Below are 17,645 nucleotides of genomic sequence, written 5' to 3'. Positions count from 1 at the left end.
CGGGTTTGGAGGTCGAGAGAGGTTCCCGACCGGCCCGTCGCGGAGACCCCCGATGACCAAGCAACAGAAAATCACCCTCAGCGCCTCGCGCGACATTCCCTTCAACAAGCTTCTGCTCAGTCAGTCCAACGTCCGGCACATCAAGGCCGGCGTTTCGATTGAGGAACTGGCCGAGGACATTGCCCGGCGCACCCTTCTGGCCAGCCTTACGGTGCGGCCCGTGTTGGACGAAAACGGCACCGAGACTGGCATGTTCGAAATTCCCGCAGGCGGGCGGCGTTTTCGAGCGCTGGAACTGCTCGTCAAACAAAAGCGCCTCAACCGCACAGCACCCGTTCCCTGCATCATCCGCACAAATGGTCTGGCAGAGGAAGACAGCCTGGCCGAGAATATTCAGCGCGCGCCGCTGCATCCGCTGGATCAGTTTCGCGCCTTTCAAGCGATGCGCGAGAAGGGCACGAGCGAGGAGGAGATTGCGGCAGCCTTCTTCGTCTCCGCCAGCATCGTGAAGCAGCGGCTCAAGCTTGCCGCCGTAGCTGCTACGTTGCTGGATGCCTATGCCGAGGAAGAAATGACGCTCGACCAACTTATGGCGTTCACGGTCAATCCCGATCATGAGCGGCAAGAGCAGGTTTGGGAGGCGTTGCAGCGGCACTATTCCAAGCAGCCTTATGAAATCCGCCGCATGCTGACTGAGGGCGCGGTGCGCGCCTCAGACCGCCGGGCGCAATATGTCGGGCTGGACGCTTATGTCGACGCAGGCGGTGCGATCCTGCGGGATCTGTTCCAGACCGATGACGGTGGCTGGCTACAGGATGCCGGGCTGCTTGATCTGATGGTCACTGAGAAACTGCGGGAAGACGCAGAGGGCGTTCAGGCGGAAGGGTGGCATTGGGTCGAAGTAGATACTGACTTTCCATATGGCCACACCTTTGGCATGCACCGCATTCCCGGCGAGGCAGAGCCCATGAGTTACGAGCAGGCCGCGACCTACCAAGCGCTTAGAGCGGAGTACGATGCGCTCGAAGCAGAGCATGCGGATGCGGAGGAGTTGCCTGACGACGTTGATGTGCGTCTTGGCGAGATCGAAACGACAATGGAGGCGCTGCAGGAACGCCCAATCCGTTTCGAAGACGAGGATTTTGCGCTGGCTGGTGCATTTGTCAGCATCGACAGCTCAGGCCGACTTCGCGTCGAGCGCGGGTACGTGAGGCCAGAGGACGAAGCCGATAATGGGCCAGAAGAGCCGGTTGATACGGCTGCAGCGGATCCTGCTGAGACGAACGAGGGAGATGAGGCAGAAGTTGGGAGCATTGAGGAGGAGGACGACGACGAGTTGAAACCTCTCTCGGACCGGCTCTTGACGGAGCTCACAGCGCATCGAACGCTCGCTTTGCGAGATGCCCTTGCGCAGGATCCGCAGATCGCCTTGCTTGCCGCCCTTCACGCCATGACGCTTCGGCTCTTTTACCGTCATGGAGGTGACAGCTGTGTCGAAGTTGAACTGCGCCATACAAGTTTTGGAGGGCAGGTGCCTGGTTTGGGGGATATGCCCTATGCGCAGGCGATTGAGCAGAGACACGAAACCTGGGTTCGTACACTGCCCAAAGCATCGGAAGATCTGTGGGACATCCTGACGGAGTTCGACAGATGCAGCCGAGAGGCCTTGTTCGCGCATTGTATCTCTCTGGGGGTGAACGCAACGCATGACCCCTACTACCGTCGTCCAAATGCGATGGCACACGCGGATGTTTTGGCCGGGACGGTCGACCTCGACATGGCGAAGGCCGGTTGGGGGGTGTCCGCTGACACCTACCTCGGCCGTGTGACGAAGGCCCGTATTTTGAAGACTGTTCGGGACGCAAAAGGCGACGATGCCGCCGCGCGGCTCGTGGGGCTCAAGAAGCCGGAGATGGTGGCTGCGGCAGAAGAGCTTCTCGCTGGAAGCCGCTGGCTGCCGGAGGTGCTGCGTACGAACCCATTGCCACAGGTTGAAGACCCGCAGATCGAATTGATCGACGACGCGGACAGCACAACCCTAGAAGCAGTCGAGCAATCGGCGGCTGATGGCGGCGAACAGGTTGTGGGGGATTTAGGCCCGGCACGCGAAGATGAGCCTGTTTCCGGTGAGGCGAACACACAGACCGCTGCCGAGTAACGCATCCGGGCATTCGGGTATGAACCGTCCCCCCAGGCCACCCGACACGGCCGGACACCTTGGGCCCATCGGAAACGGTGGGCCCCTTTTTTGTCGGTGCTGACGAAAGGAGTTGTCCATGGAACACCCCGCAAAGGTTATCGCGCGGACACTGGCCGCCGATGCGGACGCAGTATGCCGCCACTACCTCTCCAATGGGCGCCAGCAGGGCCGATATTGGATCGTTGGCAATGTGGAGAATGCGCCCGGTCGCAGTCTTTATGTCCGTCTAACCGGGCCGATGTCGGGCCCCGGAGCTGCGGGAAAGTGGTCTGACGCCGCCACGGGCGAACATGGCGACCTACTCGATCTGATCGCCGCCACGATGAGGATCAGCACTTTGACTGACACTCTCGAAGAGGCGCGTCGCTTCTTGGTTCTTCCTCAACCCGCGCCCCGACTGAAGTCATATGCCCCCGCTGGACGAGGCTCGCCAAAGGCCGCCCGGCGTCTTTGGGCAATGGGGCGGCCCCTCGCAGGCACAATAGCCGAACGTTATTTGATCAATCGTGGGCTTTCAGATGTAGCGCATCACAAGGCGCTGCGGTTTCATCCGGATTGCTATTATTGGCGGGAGGGCCATTCACCGCTGGAGCAGCCAGAGACATGGCCCGCGCTTCTTGCGCAGGTGACGGATCTGAACGGCCGGCAGACTGGTTTGCAACGTACATGGTTTGACTCTGCGACAGCACAGAAAGCGCCTGTTGAGCCCTGTCGCAAGGCGATGGGATGCCTATTGGGAAACGGGGTCTGGTTGGGGAATCCTGATGACGTCACGGCAGCGGGTGAAGGTCTGGAAACGATGCTTTCGTTGCGAATAGCGTTGCCAGCGTTGCCCGCCGTTGCGGCGCTCTCCGCAAATCACCTTTCCGCGCTACGCCTTCCGGAAACCACGCGCCGTCTTTACGTTGCGGTCGACAACGATCCTGCGGGTCGCTCTGCGGCAAAAGCACTTGCGGAACGTGCGATGAATAAGAGCATTGAAGTTGTTCGGCTGGTCCCCCGGCTTGGTGACTTCAACGACGATCTGCGTGCTTTTGGGCTCAATGAGCTGCGCGTCCATCTGCGCCCGCAACTGGCGCCCGGGGATGCGGGCCTGGCGTTACCCGATTAAGCGCCGCGCCTGCAGGCCTTCCGAGAGCAGGCGAGGCGGAGCAGAGGCCGGGCGAACCCGCAACGGCAAGCCGTCCTCCGCTGCGCTCCGGTTCCACCCCATCGCGCAGGCGCGAAGGGGACCCCTGAGAATGCAGGCGCGACCAGCCCCTGCTTTCCCGTCGCCCGGGAAGGCCGCGACAGGCGCGGCCCTCGAAAACTGGAGCCACCTTATGTCCCACATTTATCCTCAAACCCAATCCTCGACCGCTGTCGTTCTAGAGGAACTGCAACTCTACGGTTGGCACGCCTTCAGCGATCAACCTGACCCGCGACCGCTGCCAGAAGCTGACGCCGTACGCACGGCTGTCACTGACATCTTCGACGCACTCGTCGTCACTCTGTCGGACACTCGACTTGAGCCCGACCTTGACGACTTGCTCTGGGCCACTACCAACCTTTTCCACCGCAAAGCCACACGGGTTGATCGTGATCTGGATGCCAACGAACAGGCGCAGAAACGGGCGCAGCGCGAACAAGACGGGTCGGAAGTTCGCTCGGTTGAACTGGAGACATTGATCGCCGAAGGCCTTACGCTTCTAGAACGACGCAACACGTATGAAGCTATGCGCGGTCTCGCCGCAGATCTATTCGAAACCCATCTTGGCCAGACATGGCATCCGCGCACTGGCAGCCATGTGAACCATCGCGCCATGACCGCATCGTTGATCGACAGCCGCGACCATATCGCTGCAAAGCGCCGTGCCGATCTTGAACCGCTGTTGCCAGTTGGTCCAAAAATCGCCTTTTCCGGTGGGCTCGATTCTGTTGATCACACCGCGATCTGGGATGCGCTTGATCGTGTCCATGCCAAACATGATGGCATGGTACTTTTGCACGGAGGTGCTCCGCGAGGAGCCGAGCGTATCGCGAGTGCTTGGGCCGATAAACGCGGCTGTCCGCAGATCGTATTCAAGCCCAACTGGTCGCGTCACGGAAAAGCGGCTCCGTTCAAGCGCAACGATACGTTGATTGAGGCTCTGCCCATAGGCCTCGTGGTCTTTCCGGGGTCAGGCATCACCGACAACCTCGCCGACAAGGCCCGTTCAATGGGGATCCCACTGTTCGATTTTCGTCCGAAGCTCGCCCCCTCCGCCTAATCGGAAATCCGCTAATGCCCATCCCGGCCTCTCCCGGGGGGGGGGGGCGATTTCTGCTATAATGGATTTGCGCTGTTGGAGGTGGTGGAGGCGCAGTCCCTTCAAAAGGAGCACACCATGATCATGTTAGTTTTGCTTGCCGTATTCGGCCTTGTTTCAATCTGCTGGGCGATGTTCAACCTGGCCGTCTATGCCGTCCCATTTTGGATCGGATTGGCATCGGGCGTCTATCTTTATGATTCCGGGCAAGGTCTTTTGGTCTCACTTGCGGCCGGGTTGTTTCTTGGTACCGCGACGGTGGTCGTGGGTGAAATCGTGTTCGTCAGCATCCGATCGACGTTGATCCGTGGTCTATTCGGCCTGCTTTACGCGGTGCCAGCCGGGGTTGCAGGTTTCCACGCGGCGAAGGGTCTTTCCGACTTGGGCGGTGCGGGTGAAACGACTGCCACTGTCCTATCATGGATCGGAGCGGCGCTTGTTGGAATAACTGCTTGGGTCCGCATTGTGGGATGGTTCGAGGGGAGGGCCCTTGAGCCTCAATCGCGGTCGGGCCTTTAGGCGGCGGGTAATTGGCTGGCATCATGCCCTCGGATTGTTCAGTTTGCGGGGTAGTCGTTGTGATCGCGGTCCTAGAAGTATGCGGTTCAGCCTGAGGCATGGCACGGCGACACTGTGGAGCTCACGGGTTGCAGCGCCAACAGGCCTGCCCACTTATGCTCAGAGCCGGGGCGTGTCATAAGCTTATGTGTCCATCGAAGCGGGCACCTGCACCGAATGCACGCCATTGCCTGCCTTTCTACGACGTGCGCTGCAGGGGCCTTGCCGGGTCCAGCGAGAACCTGTCAGCACTTCTCCCATGACTTGTGCCGCGCGTCCTAAACGGACCTCTCAACGGGCTGATCTGATCGGGATCGGCTGACGCCTCGACCGCCTAAGCCGCAACGGGGCGCCCAGACTTTCTTCCCCCGGCGGGTACACCCACCATTCCTCGCGGAACAAGAAAGTCTGTGCGCGCCGTCCTTCGCTGGCGCTGCGGGCCAAATGGCTGCGTCGGCGGATCGTCCCGGTCCCGAAGATCGCCATCGAGGTCGCGATAGGCGCGGGCTCGGACAACTCAAAAGGAGAGCTGACATGGCTACCATCGGAACCTTCAAGAAGACCGGCAGCGAATTCGTCGGAGAAATCGTAACCCTCAGCGTGCAAGCGAAAGGGGTCCGCGTTGTCCCCGAGGACAGCACCGCAAATGGCAACGCCCCTTCCCACCGCGTCTTCGTTGGCCGCGCAGAAATCGGTGCCGCATGGTCCAAGCGCTCTACGGAGGGCCGCGACTACCTGAGCCTCAAGCTCGACGACCCAAGCTTCACCGCGCCGATCTACGCCAACCTCTTCGACGACACGATCATCGAAGGCGGTGAAGAGACCTACAGCCTCATCTGGTCGCGCCCCAGCAGCCGCCGCAACGGCGACTGAAGGCAATGTGCCTTGCCCCGAACACTTCGGAGCAAGGCACGCACTGATAGGAAACAGCCCCTTGAGAGCGGTTAGTTTTCGCCGAAAAGCTGCCTTGACCAACGAACCAATTGAAAAATCTGAAGCGTAGAATAGCGTAGGAATGGGAAGGGTAGCCCTATGAGGCTATCCAATGCACTTCGCAACGCCGATTGACCATCTTGAACCCTACCTAATGACGCAGGATGCTTCTGCGCTTTGGGATCGGTTGCATGTCGACTTAGAGAACGCGGGGTTTCTGCGGATTTTCTATGCGGCGTCGCGCCGACGCCAGGCGAACACCCAACAATCTCAACACGATACCATTGTGAAGTCGAGCTACGGCGACGAGTTCGACGAGTTCTTTGTCAACGGTGCGGCATTTGAATCTGACGTAAATACTGAATGGGCGTTGAATAGTCAGGGCGCAGTCAGCTGGGATTTGACGCGACGATTGAAGTCGGAAGGCAAACTCTCTCCTCGTCAGGTTGCAATTCACGAACGCTGTCTCGATCTTGGCCTGGTGAACGGATACACCATCAGCCTTCGCAACTATGGTTCAGGCTTGATCACCGGGTTTGGCCTAAGCGCTGACGATATTTCACAACAAGAACAAGTCGACCGGATTTGGGTAGAAAACCGAAAGCTGTTGTTTTGCGTTTTGAGCGCGTTCGATCTTTCGACCAGGCTGCTCCCGCAAGTTCCTGACGGTGAGGAGCTGACGGAACGCCAGCGGGAAGTTCTCGCCTGGGTTGGCGATGGCAAAACCATCGATGATATTTCTGAAATAATGGGGCTGCATCGCAGCACAATCGTCAAGCACATGAGAGAAGCGAGGGAGCGGCTGAGGGTTGCAAATACGCTCCAAGCTGTCATGCGCGCGACCTTGCAGGGGCAGATTTACAGATGACCAAACCAATCAAAACCTTCTCAGTTTGCCTGCTGGCTGCGGCCGTCGGACTAAGCGTTCTGGGCCTTTCATCGGTGTCGCGAGCAGATCAATCAACAGATCAGCGTCATCGTGATCTCACCCGCGTTCTTTCGGAAGTCGTCCATCGTGCTCACAGTCAGGCGCAACTGGGGCACGTCATTCGGCCCGAGTTTTCAAACCCAACAATCTCGCTTTCAGCTCCTGACCTGCATGATGGCTGGATCCCATCCTGCGCCACGGAGGTCGAAGCGACACCCTCCAACCCGTCTCGAAATCTGCAAAGTCTTGTGTTGGTCCCGCGCGACCGAGTTGCAAACGACGGGTCGAGTTTTGAGGCCTTTGCCTTCATCGCAAACGACTTCGCTCTGACCGATGCGGACATGGTCCCTCCATATCCCAATTGGCTCACCAATGAGGTGGGAGGGTATGCCTCGCTTGATCGGGACATCGAGACCCTGTTTGGCGACCTGACAATCACCGTCCAAACGACAGCCTGCGACGGCTTTTCGTTCTATTCGATTTCGGGGGAGCGACCATGACAACTTGGGAAATGCGACTGAACGTTTACAACAACAGCTTACCCGGCCACGCCAATATTTCGTTCTATGAAGACGGCGAGCACCAGTACACGATTGGTGCGAACATTCTGCACGAGACGACGAAACTTGCGTTTCCGCAGACGCTTCCATTCATGCCGGACGACGGAATCTATAGGGATGAGAGCGCATATCACCTTGCAGAGTTGGTTGCTGACACGGTTGTATGGGCATCGGTGCCATTGCCGGAGGTGACCTATGATCACCTGCTGAACGAGGCGCGTGCTTTGGAGAACGAGACCTATAACTATAGCCTATTGACCGAAGCTTGTGTCGATTTGGCTGCAGAATTTTACGCGCAAACTGGCCATCCTGGCGAGATCGGGGACCTATTTGCTGCGGAAGATCGACACGGATCTCTTTCTTGGTTCCGTATCCCGGTAACAGATAGCCCTGAACTTGACCTTTGGCCGGAAGACGTACCGTTCTACGTCCCGTCAGAGATCATATATGTGCATAAACTTGAGGTAAGCGACCCTACAGATTCCGGCCAGTTGCCGTCGGCAGATGAACAAATGGCTCCCCGGAAGGAATGGGTATTGCCGGACGGTGAACTGATCGACGTTCCAAAACCAGACGCCGACCGTGAGGACGTGTTTGTCGCGGAAGGGTCGCTCAAAGATGAAGAGAACGATGGCGTTCTGGTTACTTTTGGCCCTACAGAGCAAAAGCCAGACCCATTGCAGCCTGAACTTGAACACAGTGATCCCTCTTCAGGGATGGATACAAAGGACGATCCGTTTCAATTCGACATGAAAGAAGACCACTTTGAATTCGAAGCGTTTGACGGGATCGAAACTAAACCTGAGCCAAATGAGTATGAAAGCCAGCCGACCGTCGTGGAACACAAATCTCCTCCGCCGCCCGCTGTGGTAGAGACACCAAAGTTTGAATCGGAACCTACCTTCGTTGATCCAGATTACTACGGCTACTTCTAAGCGAAGGCCGTTCCTATTCCGGCTCCATCGGCGACGTCTCTCCCGTTAACAACTCGCTTGATTTGACCCCTAAAGCGGCCGCAAGCTTGTCAAGAACATCGAGGCTCGCGGAATACCGCGATCGCTCGAGCGCACTTATGTATGTGCGGTCAAGCTCAGCGAGATGAGCCAGATCTTCTTGCGAAAAACTGCGCTCACCCCGAAATTTCTTCAGATTAACTGCAAGGATACGTCTGCTGTCCATGCGCGGAACTCATCCGCGTTGCAGAGTATTTAACCACGGAGTATACTCTACATGTCTCCATGGGATGCCCCTATGGGGTCCATTGGAGGGCTTCGCTTTGTCTATCAATCGCGATGGCATTGCTGAATTTACGGGTGCGGACCAACTGGACCGCGAAATGATGAAGACGTTTCTTCGACTTCTGGACGCCTATCACGAGCAGGCCAGCTGGAAAGAAGCTGCGGAAATCGTTCTGGGTCTTGACGTCGAGAGCGATCCACAAGGTTCGCGTGCTTTGTTCGACAAGACCCTAAAAAGGGCTCTCTGGCTGCGGGACAGAGGGTATCTCGGCCTTGTCGGATCGACCCCGTCCTAACGTCAAAAGTGCCTGTCAGGTGTCATATCTGACACTCGGCATCGACGGTCGGGCACTCCAAAACCAACCCCAGATGTGATTTCTTGCGGGGGAAGGTCGATGGCCCGAGATTGGCGGAACGAAGCCGACTACAGCTACATCGAAACGCTCGATGTCTCTGGCTTGGCCTGGGAATGTCTGCGCCGAAACCCAGAATACTGCGCGCAATACCCCCTGATGCTTGATGGCTTGTCGTCCCCCGCAGATTGGGGGTTGCGATTTCCCTGTTGATCCAGACCTAGAAGCCCCCAACGCACCAGTTTTTTGGCTACCGCAAGTAGCGCCTGCAGCGGTCTGCTATTTTGCTGAAGTGCCGGGCGAAACTGTCCCAACGCTGAACCTCGAAAACGTTGCTTTGGACGCTGTGCGTATCGATGAGACTGTCGCCGTTCTCCGGATCAAATCAGGCCCATCCCTTGTCCTTGATGTCAAAAATCTAAGGTGCGTCTTAGGCATTCTGCTGCCTCTGGATGAGCATTGGAGCACACGCGTCGTCGCCGCGCGGCGTTTGCGGGAGCACCTTCTCGGACGCAGCCCCACGAAAGATCGACTGACCCGGCAGCAGCGGGCCCGCATCCTGTCGGCATGCCGATTGCTGGATGCGCGGGCGGTGGAGGCCAGCTATCGGACAATTGCCCAACATGTCTTCGGGCCATCCCGGGTCGACCAAGAGCCCTGGAGAACGAGCTCGATCAAAGCGCAAATCGCCCGCCTCGCAGCTCACGCAACGCATCTGACCGAACGCGGGTACCGCTCCCTTCTTCTCGGTCAAAGCCCGACCACCGGTCAGTATTGAGCACTCCGAAAAACCAAGTCACGGCCAACAAGTTCGCCCATCCCACTCGAGCCTAATGGCAAGCGGCGGGGTGATGAAATCCCCGAGCCATCTTCGTCATCCCCCTCAAGGTCAATTCTTCGCTTTGATGACCTCCGACAGTTCGCGGCGCGCCGCTGCGGCGCATACCAACCGGAGATGCCCAATGCCCGATCCAAATTTAGGCCTACCGCCCCGCTACCTCAGAACCCCGGAAGCCGCGCGCTTGCTCGGCCTCTCTGGACGCACACTGGAAAAACACCGCACCTATGGGACCGGGCCTCGCTACTCCAAGATCGGCGGGCGCGTCGTCTATGCGGTCGATGATTTGCAGGCTTGGGTCACCCGGGGCGAGAAAACCTCGACCTCTGACGAGACCGGGGACTGTGTGCTTCCTGCCAAACGCCATGCCGCGATCTCGCCCGCCTATCTGCGTCGGGACCGCTGAGACAATGCGCACAACGGTCGATCTCACTTGGATTGAGGGGCGCGTCGAGCGCTGGATCCGCTTCGGGCGCGTTGCAGAGGAAACCATTCTGACGCGCGCGGACAAGCGGGTGGCCTTCGAGCCGGGCGCAATCTTCGCACTCGTGCGCTGGTCGTCGAACGAGTACGGCACGGTAGAAAGTCGGCTCGACATTCTTCGCGCCGTCAAGGCAGGCCAACGCTGTTCAACCGTTCCATATGTCTCGCCAGGTGCAGGCGTCCTTTTGCGTCTGTCCGGCTGGCCGAAGGTCGAGGCGGCACTGGTCGCGGTCGACATCGTGGAGAGCTACGGCATCGCGCCGGAGGATGTATGTCCCAACCATTGGCAGCACGTTCACAACCGTCTGACCGCGGGATATGAGCCCCGGCCTTACACACCGGCTCGGCATGCCGCTTGGCTCAAACGTCGCGCGGTGACGCCATGACCATCGCAACTCCTCCCCTCATCGCGGTCTGTCTTTCTGTCGGTCTGATCACGGCTTCAGAGTTGGACCGGACACCCCTTTTCGTGTGGAACCAGTCCGAAAGCGTGCCAATCGGTCTCTATGTCCTGCGCCCATCGATCGCGCCAAGGCTTGGCGATCTCGCAGCCATTCAATTGCCTTTAGACTGGTCCGATTGGATGATCGAGCGTGGCTACTTGGGCGTAGACTCCTTGCTTCTCAAACGCGTTGCGGCAACCGCTGGCATGGTGGTCTGTCGCGACGGCCTTGCCGTCTCAGTGAATGGCACCATCATCGCGATGGCAGCAGAGACGGACCGGAACGGACTCCCCCTTCCGAGTTGGACAGGGTGTGTCACTCTCGGCCCGGAGGAAGTCTTCCTGCTTAATGCACATGTCGATGACAGCCTCGACGGGCGGTACTTCGGCACGATCAACGCAGTCCAGATTGTCGGCCAAGCGCTACCTCTCTGGACGACCGGAGGGTGATCACATGACCCGTTTCTCGTCCCCAACCAGCTTTTCTCGCTCCACTTTTGCCGCGACTCTCGTGCTGACCATGTGCGTGCCGCCCACGTTGGCGCCATCGGTTGCGATGGCACAAGATCGCACGCTTGCTGCAGCCGGAGAACAGTCGTTTGACGCCCAGATCGCAGAGGCCGCGCACAGGTTTGGCATTCCAGGCCCTTGGATCAGCGCCGTGATCGAGGTCGAAAGTGCGGGTGATCCGCGCGCTGTCAGCAGTGCGGGCGCCATGGGTCTGATGCAGATCATGCCCGGCACCTGGGCCGACTTGCGCAGAGCTCACGGCTTCGGAGATGATCCTTTCGATCCCCGCGACAACATCCTCGCCGGAACGGCCTATCTGCGCGCCATGTACGACCAGTTCGGATCGCCGGGCTTTCTTGCGGCCTACAATGCGGGACCTACGAGATACGAAGATTACCTCACTTCAGGACGCCCGCTGCCCGCCGAAACGCGCACCTATCTTGCCACTCTGGCGCCGATCACTGGTGCGCAGCAGGATGGTTCTCTTGCTGACGAACTGCCCCTGCGACCGCAGGATTGGCGAGAGGCACCGCTGTTTACCGCAACTCAGGTTGCGCCGTCGGACGCGGGTGAAACCAGCCCCCAATCCGGTAACCACGGGGTTGCGATCGGCATGTTTGTGCCTCTCAGCGAGATGGAAACGCCATGAGCGTGGAAATCGCACCTTGCCGCAGGCTGGCGTGCTCCATCGTGGAGTTCTGCCAGAGCGAAGCCGAGCACGAAATCTCAACGGAAGAGTTGCGAGATAAAAGGCCTGGCACCGTGGCCAGGCATGCGGTTGTTTTTTGGGCCGTCTTACCGTGCCAGGTCGGGACCGACCGTGCCGACTTTTCCGGGAAGCCTCTGATCGCAATATATTTTTACGGTGCTTTCTCTTTTAGCAAGGATCAAAGCCATGAGCCGGGATGAAGACTTCGGACCGCGCCCAGGTCGCATCCGAAACGGAAGCCCCCCTTCACGCCGGGCAACCCGCTTCGTCGGCGAAGTGATGCGCGCGGCCCGGAAGACTGGCCATACGGGCAAGCGCTTCAGCGGATCGAGCGGCGGCCGTTCGATCGGAGGCCGGGGACGATTTGCCCGAACCGCCAAAGGGCTCTCCCGAGACTCCCGTCGCGTCATCATCAAGGCCCGTGTTGTTCGGCACAGCGGGGGCCGATATCGGTCCGTTCCGCTTTCCCAACACATCGGGTATCTGCAGCGCGACGGGGCCGGCCAGGATGGGCAACGCGCCGATCTCTTTGGCCAGGACAGAGACACGCTTGACGGTCCTGCCTTCTCCGAAACTTGGGAGGAAGATCGCCACCATTTCCGCTTCATCGTGTCGCCCGAAGATGCCCATCACCTCGAGGACCTGCGCGCCTTTACCCGCGACCTGATGGTCCGCGCCGAGCGCGACCTCGGCACAAAGCTCGATTGGGTGGCGGTCGATCACTGGAACACTGACAATCCGCATATCCATATCCTCGTGCGCGGCAAGGCAGACGATGGCCGCGATTTGGTCATCTCGCGGGACTATATCGCCCACGGTCTGCGCGCGCGCGCCGAGGATCTCGTGCAGCTCGAACTCGGTCCCCGAAGTGCGCGCGAGATCACCAGCGAGTTGGAACGTCAGGTCACCACCGAACGCTGGACCGACCTTGATCGAGGCCTGCGCGCATTAGCCGACGATCACGCGGGCATTGTCGATCTGCGCCGAGGCACGCCAGAGCCCCGCGATCCGGAACTGCGCCGCCTGATGATCGGACGCGCGCAGAGATTGGAACGGTTGGGATTGGCGACGCCGATCCGCCCCACCGTCTGGGAGTTGAAACCGGGGGCAGAAAATACACTGCGCGATCTCGGCCTGCGCGGCGACATCATCAAGACCATGCATCGGGCGCTGGCCCATGGCCCAGGTCGCGCGGATTTTGACTTTGCCATCGAAGGCACACCCGCCACCCCAATTCTCGGGCGGCTTGTCGAACGCGGCTTGCAGGATGAACATCACGGCACCGCCTATGCAATCATCGACGGGGTCGACGGACGCGTTCATCACTTGCGGTTTCCCGATATCGCGGCGACCGGTGACACCGCCCCCGGAGGTATCGTCGAGACGCGCTTATGGACTCCGAAAACGGGCGGACGGGCGCGGCTGGCACTGGTCGGTCGCTCCGATCTGGATTTGTCCGCTCAGATCGGAGCCGAGGGCGCGACCTGGCTCGACCGGTTGCAACTGGCACGCGACCGTGTGCCGCTCAGTGGATCAGGGTTCGGAGCGGAGGTGCGGACAGCCATGGACGGCCGAGCGGATCACCTGGTCGACATGGGGCTGGCGCAACGGCAAGGGCAGCGGGTGAACTTCTCCCGCGACCTCCTCTCCACGCTGCGGGCTCGCGAACTGGACGCTCAGGCCGCAAAGCTCGCAACGAAGACGGGCCTGTTGCGCTTCTGGCACCATGAGGGCGACGCTGTCGAAGGAACCTACCGCCAACGCCTCAACCTCGTCTCGGGCCGCTTCGCCATGATCGACGACGGGCTGGGGTTCTCCCTCGTGCCCTGGACACCGCAACTCGACCGGCAACTCGGGCGCTCTGTCTCTGGCATGGTCCGGTCAGGCGGCGGCATCGACTGGACCCTCGGTCGCAATCGCGGCCTTAGCCGTTGATTGAAAGGAAAGCCAATGCGCCGCACCGACACCTCACCAGCCACCGCGATCCTTTGGGGCCAACTCGTGATCGTCAGCCTCGTAGTCCTCGGGTTCCTCTGGGCGTCAACACAATGGGTTGCCTTCCGTCTCGGACATCAGGCAGCGCTCGGCCCGCCATTGACTGATCTTTTTGGTTGGCCCGTCTATCGACCTTGGGACGTCTTCCTCTGGTGGTATTGGTATGACGCCTACGCGCCACGTATTTTTGTCGAGGGTGCCGCGATCGCGGGCGCCGGTGGGATCGCTGCCATCGTCGCCGCTATCCTCATGTCAGTCCTGCGCGCCCGCGAGGCGAGCGATGTCAACACCTATGGCTCGGCCCGATGGGCGACGGCATCAGATGCAACTGAAGCGGGGCTGCTCAGTGAGGACGGGGTTGTTCTTGGTCGGCTGGACCGACGCTACCTGCGCCATGACGGCCCCGAACATGTGCTCTGTTTTGCACCAACCCGGTCCGGCAAGGGCGTGGGGCTCGTGATCCCCAGCCTGCTGACCTGGCCGGGGTCTGCCATTGTCCATGACATCAAGGGTGAAAACTGGCAGCTGACGGCTGGCTGGCGCGCGCGGATCGGTCCCGTGCTGCGCTTCGATCCAACGAACGGGAACAGTGCCGCCTACAATCCCCTCCTCGAGGTCCGGCGCGGCCTCCGTGAGGTGCGCGATGTCCAGAATATCGCCGACATCCTCGTCGATCCTGATGGGCACCTGGAGCGGCGTAGTCATTGGGAGAAGACCAGCCATTCCTTGCTGGTCGGCGCCATCCTGCATGTCCTCTATGCAGGTGATGACAAGACGCTGGCCGGTGTAGCCACGTTCCTCTCCGATCCAACCCGCGGCATCAAGGCGACACTCAACGCGATGTTGAATACTCCGCATCTGGGAGACCGACCGCATCCCGTCGTGGCTCAAGCCGCCCGCGAGCTCTTGAACAAGTCTCCGAACGAGTGTTCGGGCGTTCTCTCGACCGCGATGTCGTTCCTCGGTCTCTACCGTGACCCTGTGGTTGCCACCGTGACGTCGCACTGCGATTGGCGGATTACCGATCTGGTCTCCGGTGAGCGCCCTGTGACGCTGTACATTGTGGTGCCACCATCCGACATCTCGCGCACCAAGCCGCTGGTCCGACTAATCCTGAACCAGATCGGCCGACGATTGACCGAAGAGCTTGAAGCGACCACGCAGCAGCACCGGCTCCTGTTTATGCTCGACGAGTTCCCGGCCTTGGGTCGCCTCGACTTTTTTGAGACGCAACTGGCGTTCATGGCGGGCTACGGTTTGAAGGCGTTCCTGATCGCGCAGTCGCTGAACCAGATCGAGAAGGCCTACGGACAGAACAACGCCATCCTAGACAACTGCCATGTCCGCGTCGCCTTCGCGACAAATGATGAGCGGACCGCGAAGCGTCTGTCCGATGCCCTCGGAACCACAACTGAACTGCGTGCCATGAAGAACTACGCCGGTCACCGGCTGTCGCCCTGGCTCGGACATCTGATGGTCTCGCGGCAGGAAACGGCGCGTGCCCTGCTGACCCCCGGCGAGATCATGCAACTGCCCCCCGACGATCAGATTGTCTTGGTCTCCGGCGCCCCGCCGGTCCGCGCACGAAAGGTGAAATACTTTGCCGACACCCAACTCAAGGCGCGCGTAATTGAACCGCCGACTTGCAGTGCGCGGTCCCCACTCAAATCGGAAATGGACGATTGGAGCGGGATGGCACCGATAGCCTCCCCTGCGAAAGACCACGATGCCGCAAATGCCGAAGACGAAGAAGGAGGCATAGATCGAGCGCATGAGTTGTCCGAAAAGCAGAAGAATGCGCTAGTTCGCCCTGCGCGCGAGGCAGAATTCGAAGGCTTGGATGACGACACTCAAGATAAGACAGCTTCCGCGCACACAATTCTCGAACGCGAACGCTCTGTGGCTCGGATGGCCGCGATGGACCGGAGTGACGATTTGGGAATATCGGATTAGAACCGATGGCAAAGGTCCGCCTCAACGTTTACTTCGATCCCGCCCTCTTCGACCAGCTTGAGGCCACTGCGAACAGCAGACGTGTCCCAAAGACACACATCGTCGAGGCGGCGCTGGCTTCCTTCCTGACGCCCGATGAGGCAGATCAGCGCGAGGCGGCCCTGGTCCGCCGCCTAGATCGAATGACGAGGGCAATCGAACGGTTCGAGCGCGATCAGGAAATCGCGGGCGAGGCACTTGCGCTGTTCATTCGCTTTTGGCTATCCGCCATACCTCCCGTCCAGGACGACCTTCGAGAGGCTGCTATGGCCCAAGGAAAAGAGCGTTACGCCGGGTTTGTAGAGACTCTGGCGCGGAGGTTGGCGAAGGGCTCAACGTTGGCAAAGGAACTGAGCCGTGACATCAAAGGGGAGGCCGACGATACGAGGGGCAGAATTTGAAGAGGAACGCCGTAGCGGGCGGAAAGCGGAAGTTCGCTGCGCTATGAATGCTAACCAATGCCACGGACAAAGCTGACTTTCGTTAACGTTTTGGACACTGAGAAAAGCCGCATCACACGGATGCAGAAGCGTGTCCAGAGTAAGAACCCGGCACTCGTGGCCAAAAACGACTTTGGTTCTGACTCGCGGCGTTTGTAGCGAACTGGGCCAACGCGTTGCGCTTGCTCTCTCAACCGTGCAAAACTTGCATGCAGCAGGTACAAGTTAGGCTTAGAATCCATTGGAAGGTAGTCGTTATCTCGATTTGGCTGAGAGAATTATCTCAGTGCGCGGCGTTCCACTTACCGGCGCGCAAATCATAGATTTTGCCGAAGAATACAACGCTCTTCCATTTGACAGCTACAACACCATAGTCAAAACACTCCAAGCACGCATAGCTGAAGACATCGCAAAACACCGCAACAAATCAAGATTTGTTCGAATGGGAATCGGAGTCTATTTCTTACGTCGATTGGCAAGAGAAGATAGGCCAATTGGTTTCAAGCCTTGGCTCAACCCACACTATTCTCGCAAGAAACCGGAACACCCACATCGCATTCTTACTGTACCGAGGGAGCTTGTTTCAAGCCAGTATGAGTCAAGTAGTTGGCGAAATGTTAAGGAAATACTGAAGAAAGGAAAGTACGATTACCAGTCAGAAATAGAGAGCGACTATCTACCGGTGGTCACTGGAGTTGCGCTACGGTGGCGATCTCAATACCTTTTTTTTCGTGTTGGCGTCCATACACACTTTAGAAGTTTGACCGGCTCCCATTCAATTTTGCTTCGAAAATATGTTGATGAATTTGATCTTGATCTCTTTGAGACTGATGGCACGGGAGCAACTTCAAGCACAGCAAGAGCAGCGTTGCCTGTTTTGGCACCCGGTCGCCGTTCGCGGCTCGAAAATGGAAGACTCCGTGAAAGCGAAAGGGTACGCTTCTACCAAGTTGCAGATTTATTGAAAGCCCAAACGGTAACATTCTCTGGCAGCACTAGTTCACTGGTATTAATCAGCACAATGGACTTGAGTACCGTGTACGCGCATGTGCCGAAAACCCAGCGTCGACTTGAGATCAATCACGCAGATTGGATCACCGCGCAAAAGCTCGTTTCAGTCGAGTTGGAAGCAGACTCCAGCTGGCATGTTGGCAAGATAAGAGAAGTAGTGAGTTAGG

Annotated in this window: 20 protein-coding genes; 19 read left to right on the top strand and 1 reads right to left on the bottom strand. The window is 59.0% G+C overall.

What is annotated here, in order from left to right:
* Positions 1–52 precede the first annotated feature (52 nt).
* From K3728_17795 to K3728_17760, 8 genes are all read left to right on the top strand, one after another.
* Entirely contained in the window at positions 53–2,158 is a 2,106-nt protein-coding gene (locus K3728_17795; protein UWQ95500.1) for a ParB/RepB/Spo0J family partition protein, read from the top strand.
* A 118-nt stretch (positions 2,159–2,276) separates the two neighbouring features.
* Positions 2,277–3,311: a toprim domain-containing protein gene (locus K3728_17790; protein UWQ95499.1), complete on the top strand. Its 1,035-nt coding sequence runs from the start codon at positions 2,277–2,279 to the stop codon at positions 3,309–3,311.
* A gap of 211 nt (positions 3,312–3,522) precedes the next feature.
* Entirely contained in the window at positions 3,523–4,449 is a 927-nt protein-coding gene (locus tag K3728_17785) for a DUF2493 domain-containing protein (GenBank protein UWQ95498.1), read from the top strand.
* A gap of 117 nt (positions 4,450–4,566) precedes the next feature.
* Positions 4,567–5,007, top strand: a complete 441-nt coding sequence (locus K3728_17780) for a hypothetical protein (GenBank protein UWQ95497.1) — start codon at positions 4,567–4,569, stop codon at positions 5,005–5,007.
* Between the two features lie 573 nt (positions 5,008–5,580).
* On the top strand, positions 5,581–5,919 hold the full coding sequence (locus K3728_17775) for a DUF736 domain-containing protein (GenBank protein ID UWQ95496.1): 339 nt from the start codon (positions 5,581–5,583) through the stop codon (positions 5,917–5,919).
* A 214-nt stretch (positions 5,920–6,133) separates the two neighbouring features.
* The gene (locus K3728_17770; GenBank protein ID UWQ95495.1) at positions 6,134–6,847 is read left to right on the top strand and encodes a LuxR family transcriptional regulator; all 714 of its coding nucleotides are present in this window, start codon (positions 6,134–6,136) and stop codon (positions 6,845–6,847) included.
* Positions 6,844–7,407, top strand: coding sequence for a hypothetical protein (locus K3728_17765; protein ID UWQ95494.1), 564 nt, complete (start codon positions 6,844–6,846; stop codon positions 7,405–7,407). Before K3728_17770 ends, K3728_17765 begins: the two co-directional genes overlap by 4 nt.
* Positions 7,404–8,402 carry a hypothetical protein gene (locus tag K3728_17760; GenBank protein UWQ95493.1) on the top strand — a complete coding sequence of 333 codons (999 nt, stop codon included), beginning with the start codon at positions 7,404–7,406 and terminating at the stop codon, positions 8,400–8,402. Before K3728_17765 ends, K3728_17760 begins: the two co-directional genes overlap by 4 nt.
* A gap of 13 nt (positions 8,403–8,415) precedes the next feature.
* Here the strand turns inward: K3728_17760 and K3728_17755 are convergent, their stop codons facing one another.
* The gene (locus K3728_17755) at positions 8,416–8,646 is read right to left on the bottom strand and encodes a helix-turn-helix transcriptional regulator (protein UWQ95492.1); all 231 of its coding nucleotides are present in this window, start codon (positions 8,644–8,646) and stop codon (positions 8,416–8,418) included.
* Between the two features lie 97 nt (positions 8,647–8,743).
* Here K3728_17755 and K3728_17750 point away from each other — a divergent pair, with 97 nt between their 5' ends.
* The 11 genes from K3728_17750 (at position 8,744) to K3728_17700 (ending at position 17,644) form a co-directional block, all read left to right on the top strand.
* Entirely contained in the window at positions 8,744–9,001 is a 258-nt protein-coding gene (locus K3728_17750) for a hypothetical protein (protein ID UWQ95491.1), read from the top strand.
* 99 nt (positions 9,002–9,100) lie between these two features.
* Complete coding sequence (locus K3728_17745) at positions 9,101–9,271, top strand: hypothetical protein (protein UWQ95490.1); 171 nt, start codon at positions 9,101–9,103, stop codon at positions 9,269–9,271.
* A 133-nt stretch (positions 9,272–9,404) separates the two neighbouring features.
* A complete protein-coding gene (locus tag K3728_17740; GenBank protein UWQ95489.1) occupies positions 9,405–9,836 on the top strand; it encodes a DUF2285 domain-containing protein in 432 nt (143 codons plus the stop codon).
* Positions 9,837–10,020: 184 nt separating this feature from the next.
* The gene (locus tag K3728_17735) at positions 10,021–10,302 is read left to right on the top strand and encodes a helix-turn-helix domain-containing protein (protein ID UWQ95488.1); all 282 of its coding nucleotides are present in this window, start codon (positions 10,021–10,023) and stop codon (positions 10,300–10,302) included.
* Positions 10,262–10,765, top strand: a complete 504-nt coding sequence (locus K3728_17730) for a DUF2840 domain-containing protein (protein UWQ95487.1) — start codon at positions 10,262–10,264, stop codon at positions 10,763–10,765. Before K3728_17735 ends, K3728_17730 begins: the two co-directional genes overlap by 41 nt.
* Positions 10,762–11,271, top strand: a complete 510-nt coding sequence (locus K3728_17725; GenBank protein ID UWQ95486.1) for a S26 family signal peptidase — start codon at positions 10,762–10,764, stop codon at positions 11,269–11,271. Before K3728_17730 ends, K3728_17725 begins: the two co-directional genes overlap by 4 nt.
* Positions 11,272–11,275: 4 nt before the next feature.
* Complete coding sequence (locus tag K3728_17720; protein UWQ95485.1) at positions 11,276–11,980, top strand: lytic transglycosylase domain-containing protein; 705 nt, start codon at positions 11,276–11,278, stop codon at positions 11,978–11,980.
* A gap of 246 nt (positions 11,981–12,226) precedes the next feature.
* Entirely contained in the window at positions 12,227–13,975 is a 1,749-nt protein-coding gene (locus K3728_17715) for a DUF3363 domain-containing protein (protein ID UWQ95484.1), read from the top strand.
* A gap of 15 nt (positions 13,976–13,990) precedes the next feature.
* Positions 13,991–15,988 carry a conjugal transfer protein TraG gene (locus K3728_17710; protein ID UWQ95483.1) on the top strand — a complete coding sequence of 666 codons (1,998 nt, stop codon included), beginning with the start codon at positions 13,991–13,993 and terminating at the stop codon, positions 15,986–15,988.
* Between the two features lie 5 nt (positions 15,989–15,993).
* Positions 15,994–16,428 (top strand): CopG family transcriptional regulator, encoded by a 435-nt coding sequence (locus K3728_17705; GenBank protein UWQ95482.1) that lies wholly within the window; start codon positions 15,994–15,996, stop codon positions 16,426–16,428.
* Positions 16,429–16,708: 280 nt separating this feature from the next.
* A complete protein-coding gene (locus tag K3728_17700) occupies positions 16,709–17,644 on the top strand; it encodes a hypothetical protein (GenBank protein ID UWQ95481.1) in 936 nt (311 codons plus the stop codon).
* Position 17,645: the final 1 nt, after the last annotated feature.

Source organism: Rhodobacteraceae bacterium M385 (assembly GCA_025141835.1).
GTDB lineage: Bacteria > Pseudomonadota > Alphaproteobacteria > Rhodobacterales > Rhodobacteraceae > Gymnodinialimonas.
This window is presented reverse-complemented; position numbering and strand designations above follow the sequence as displayed.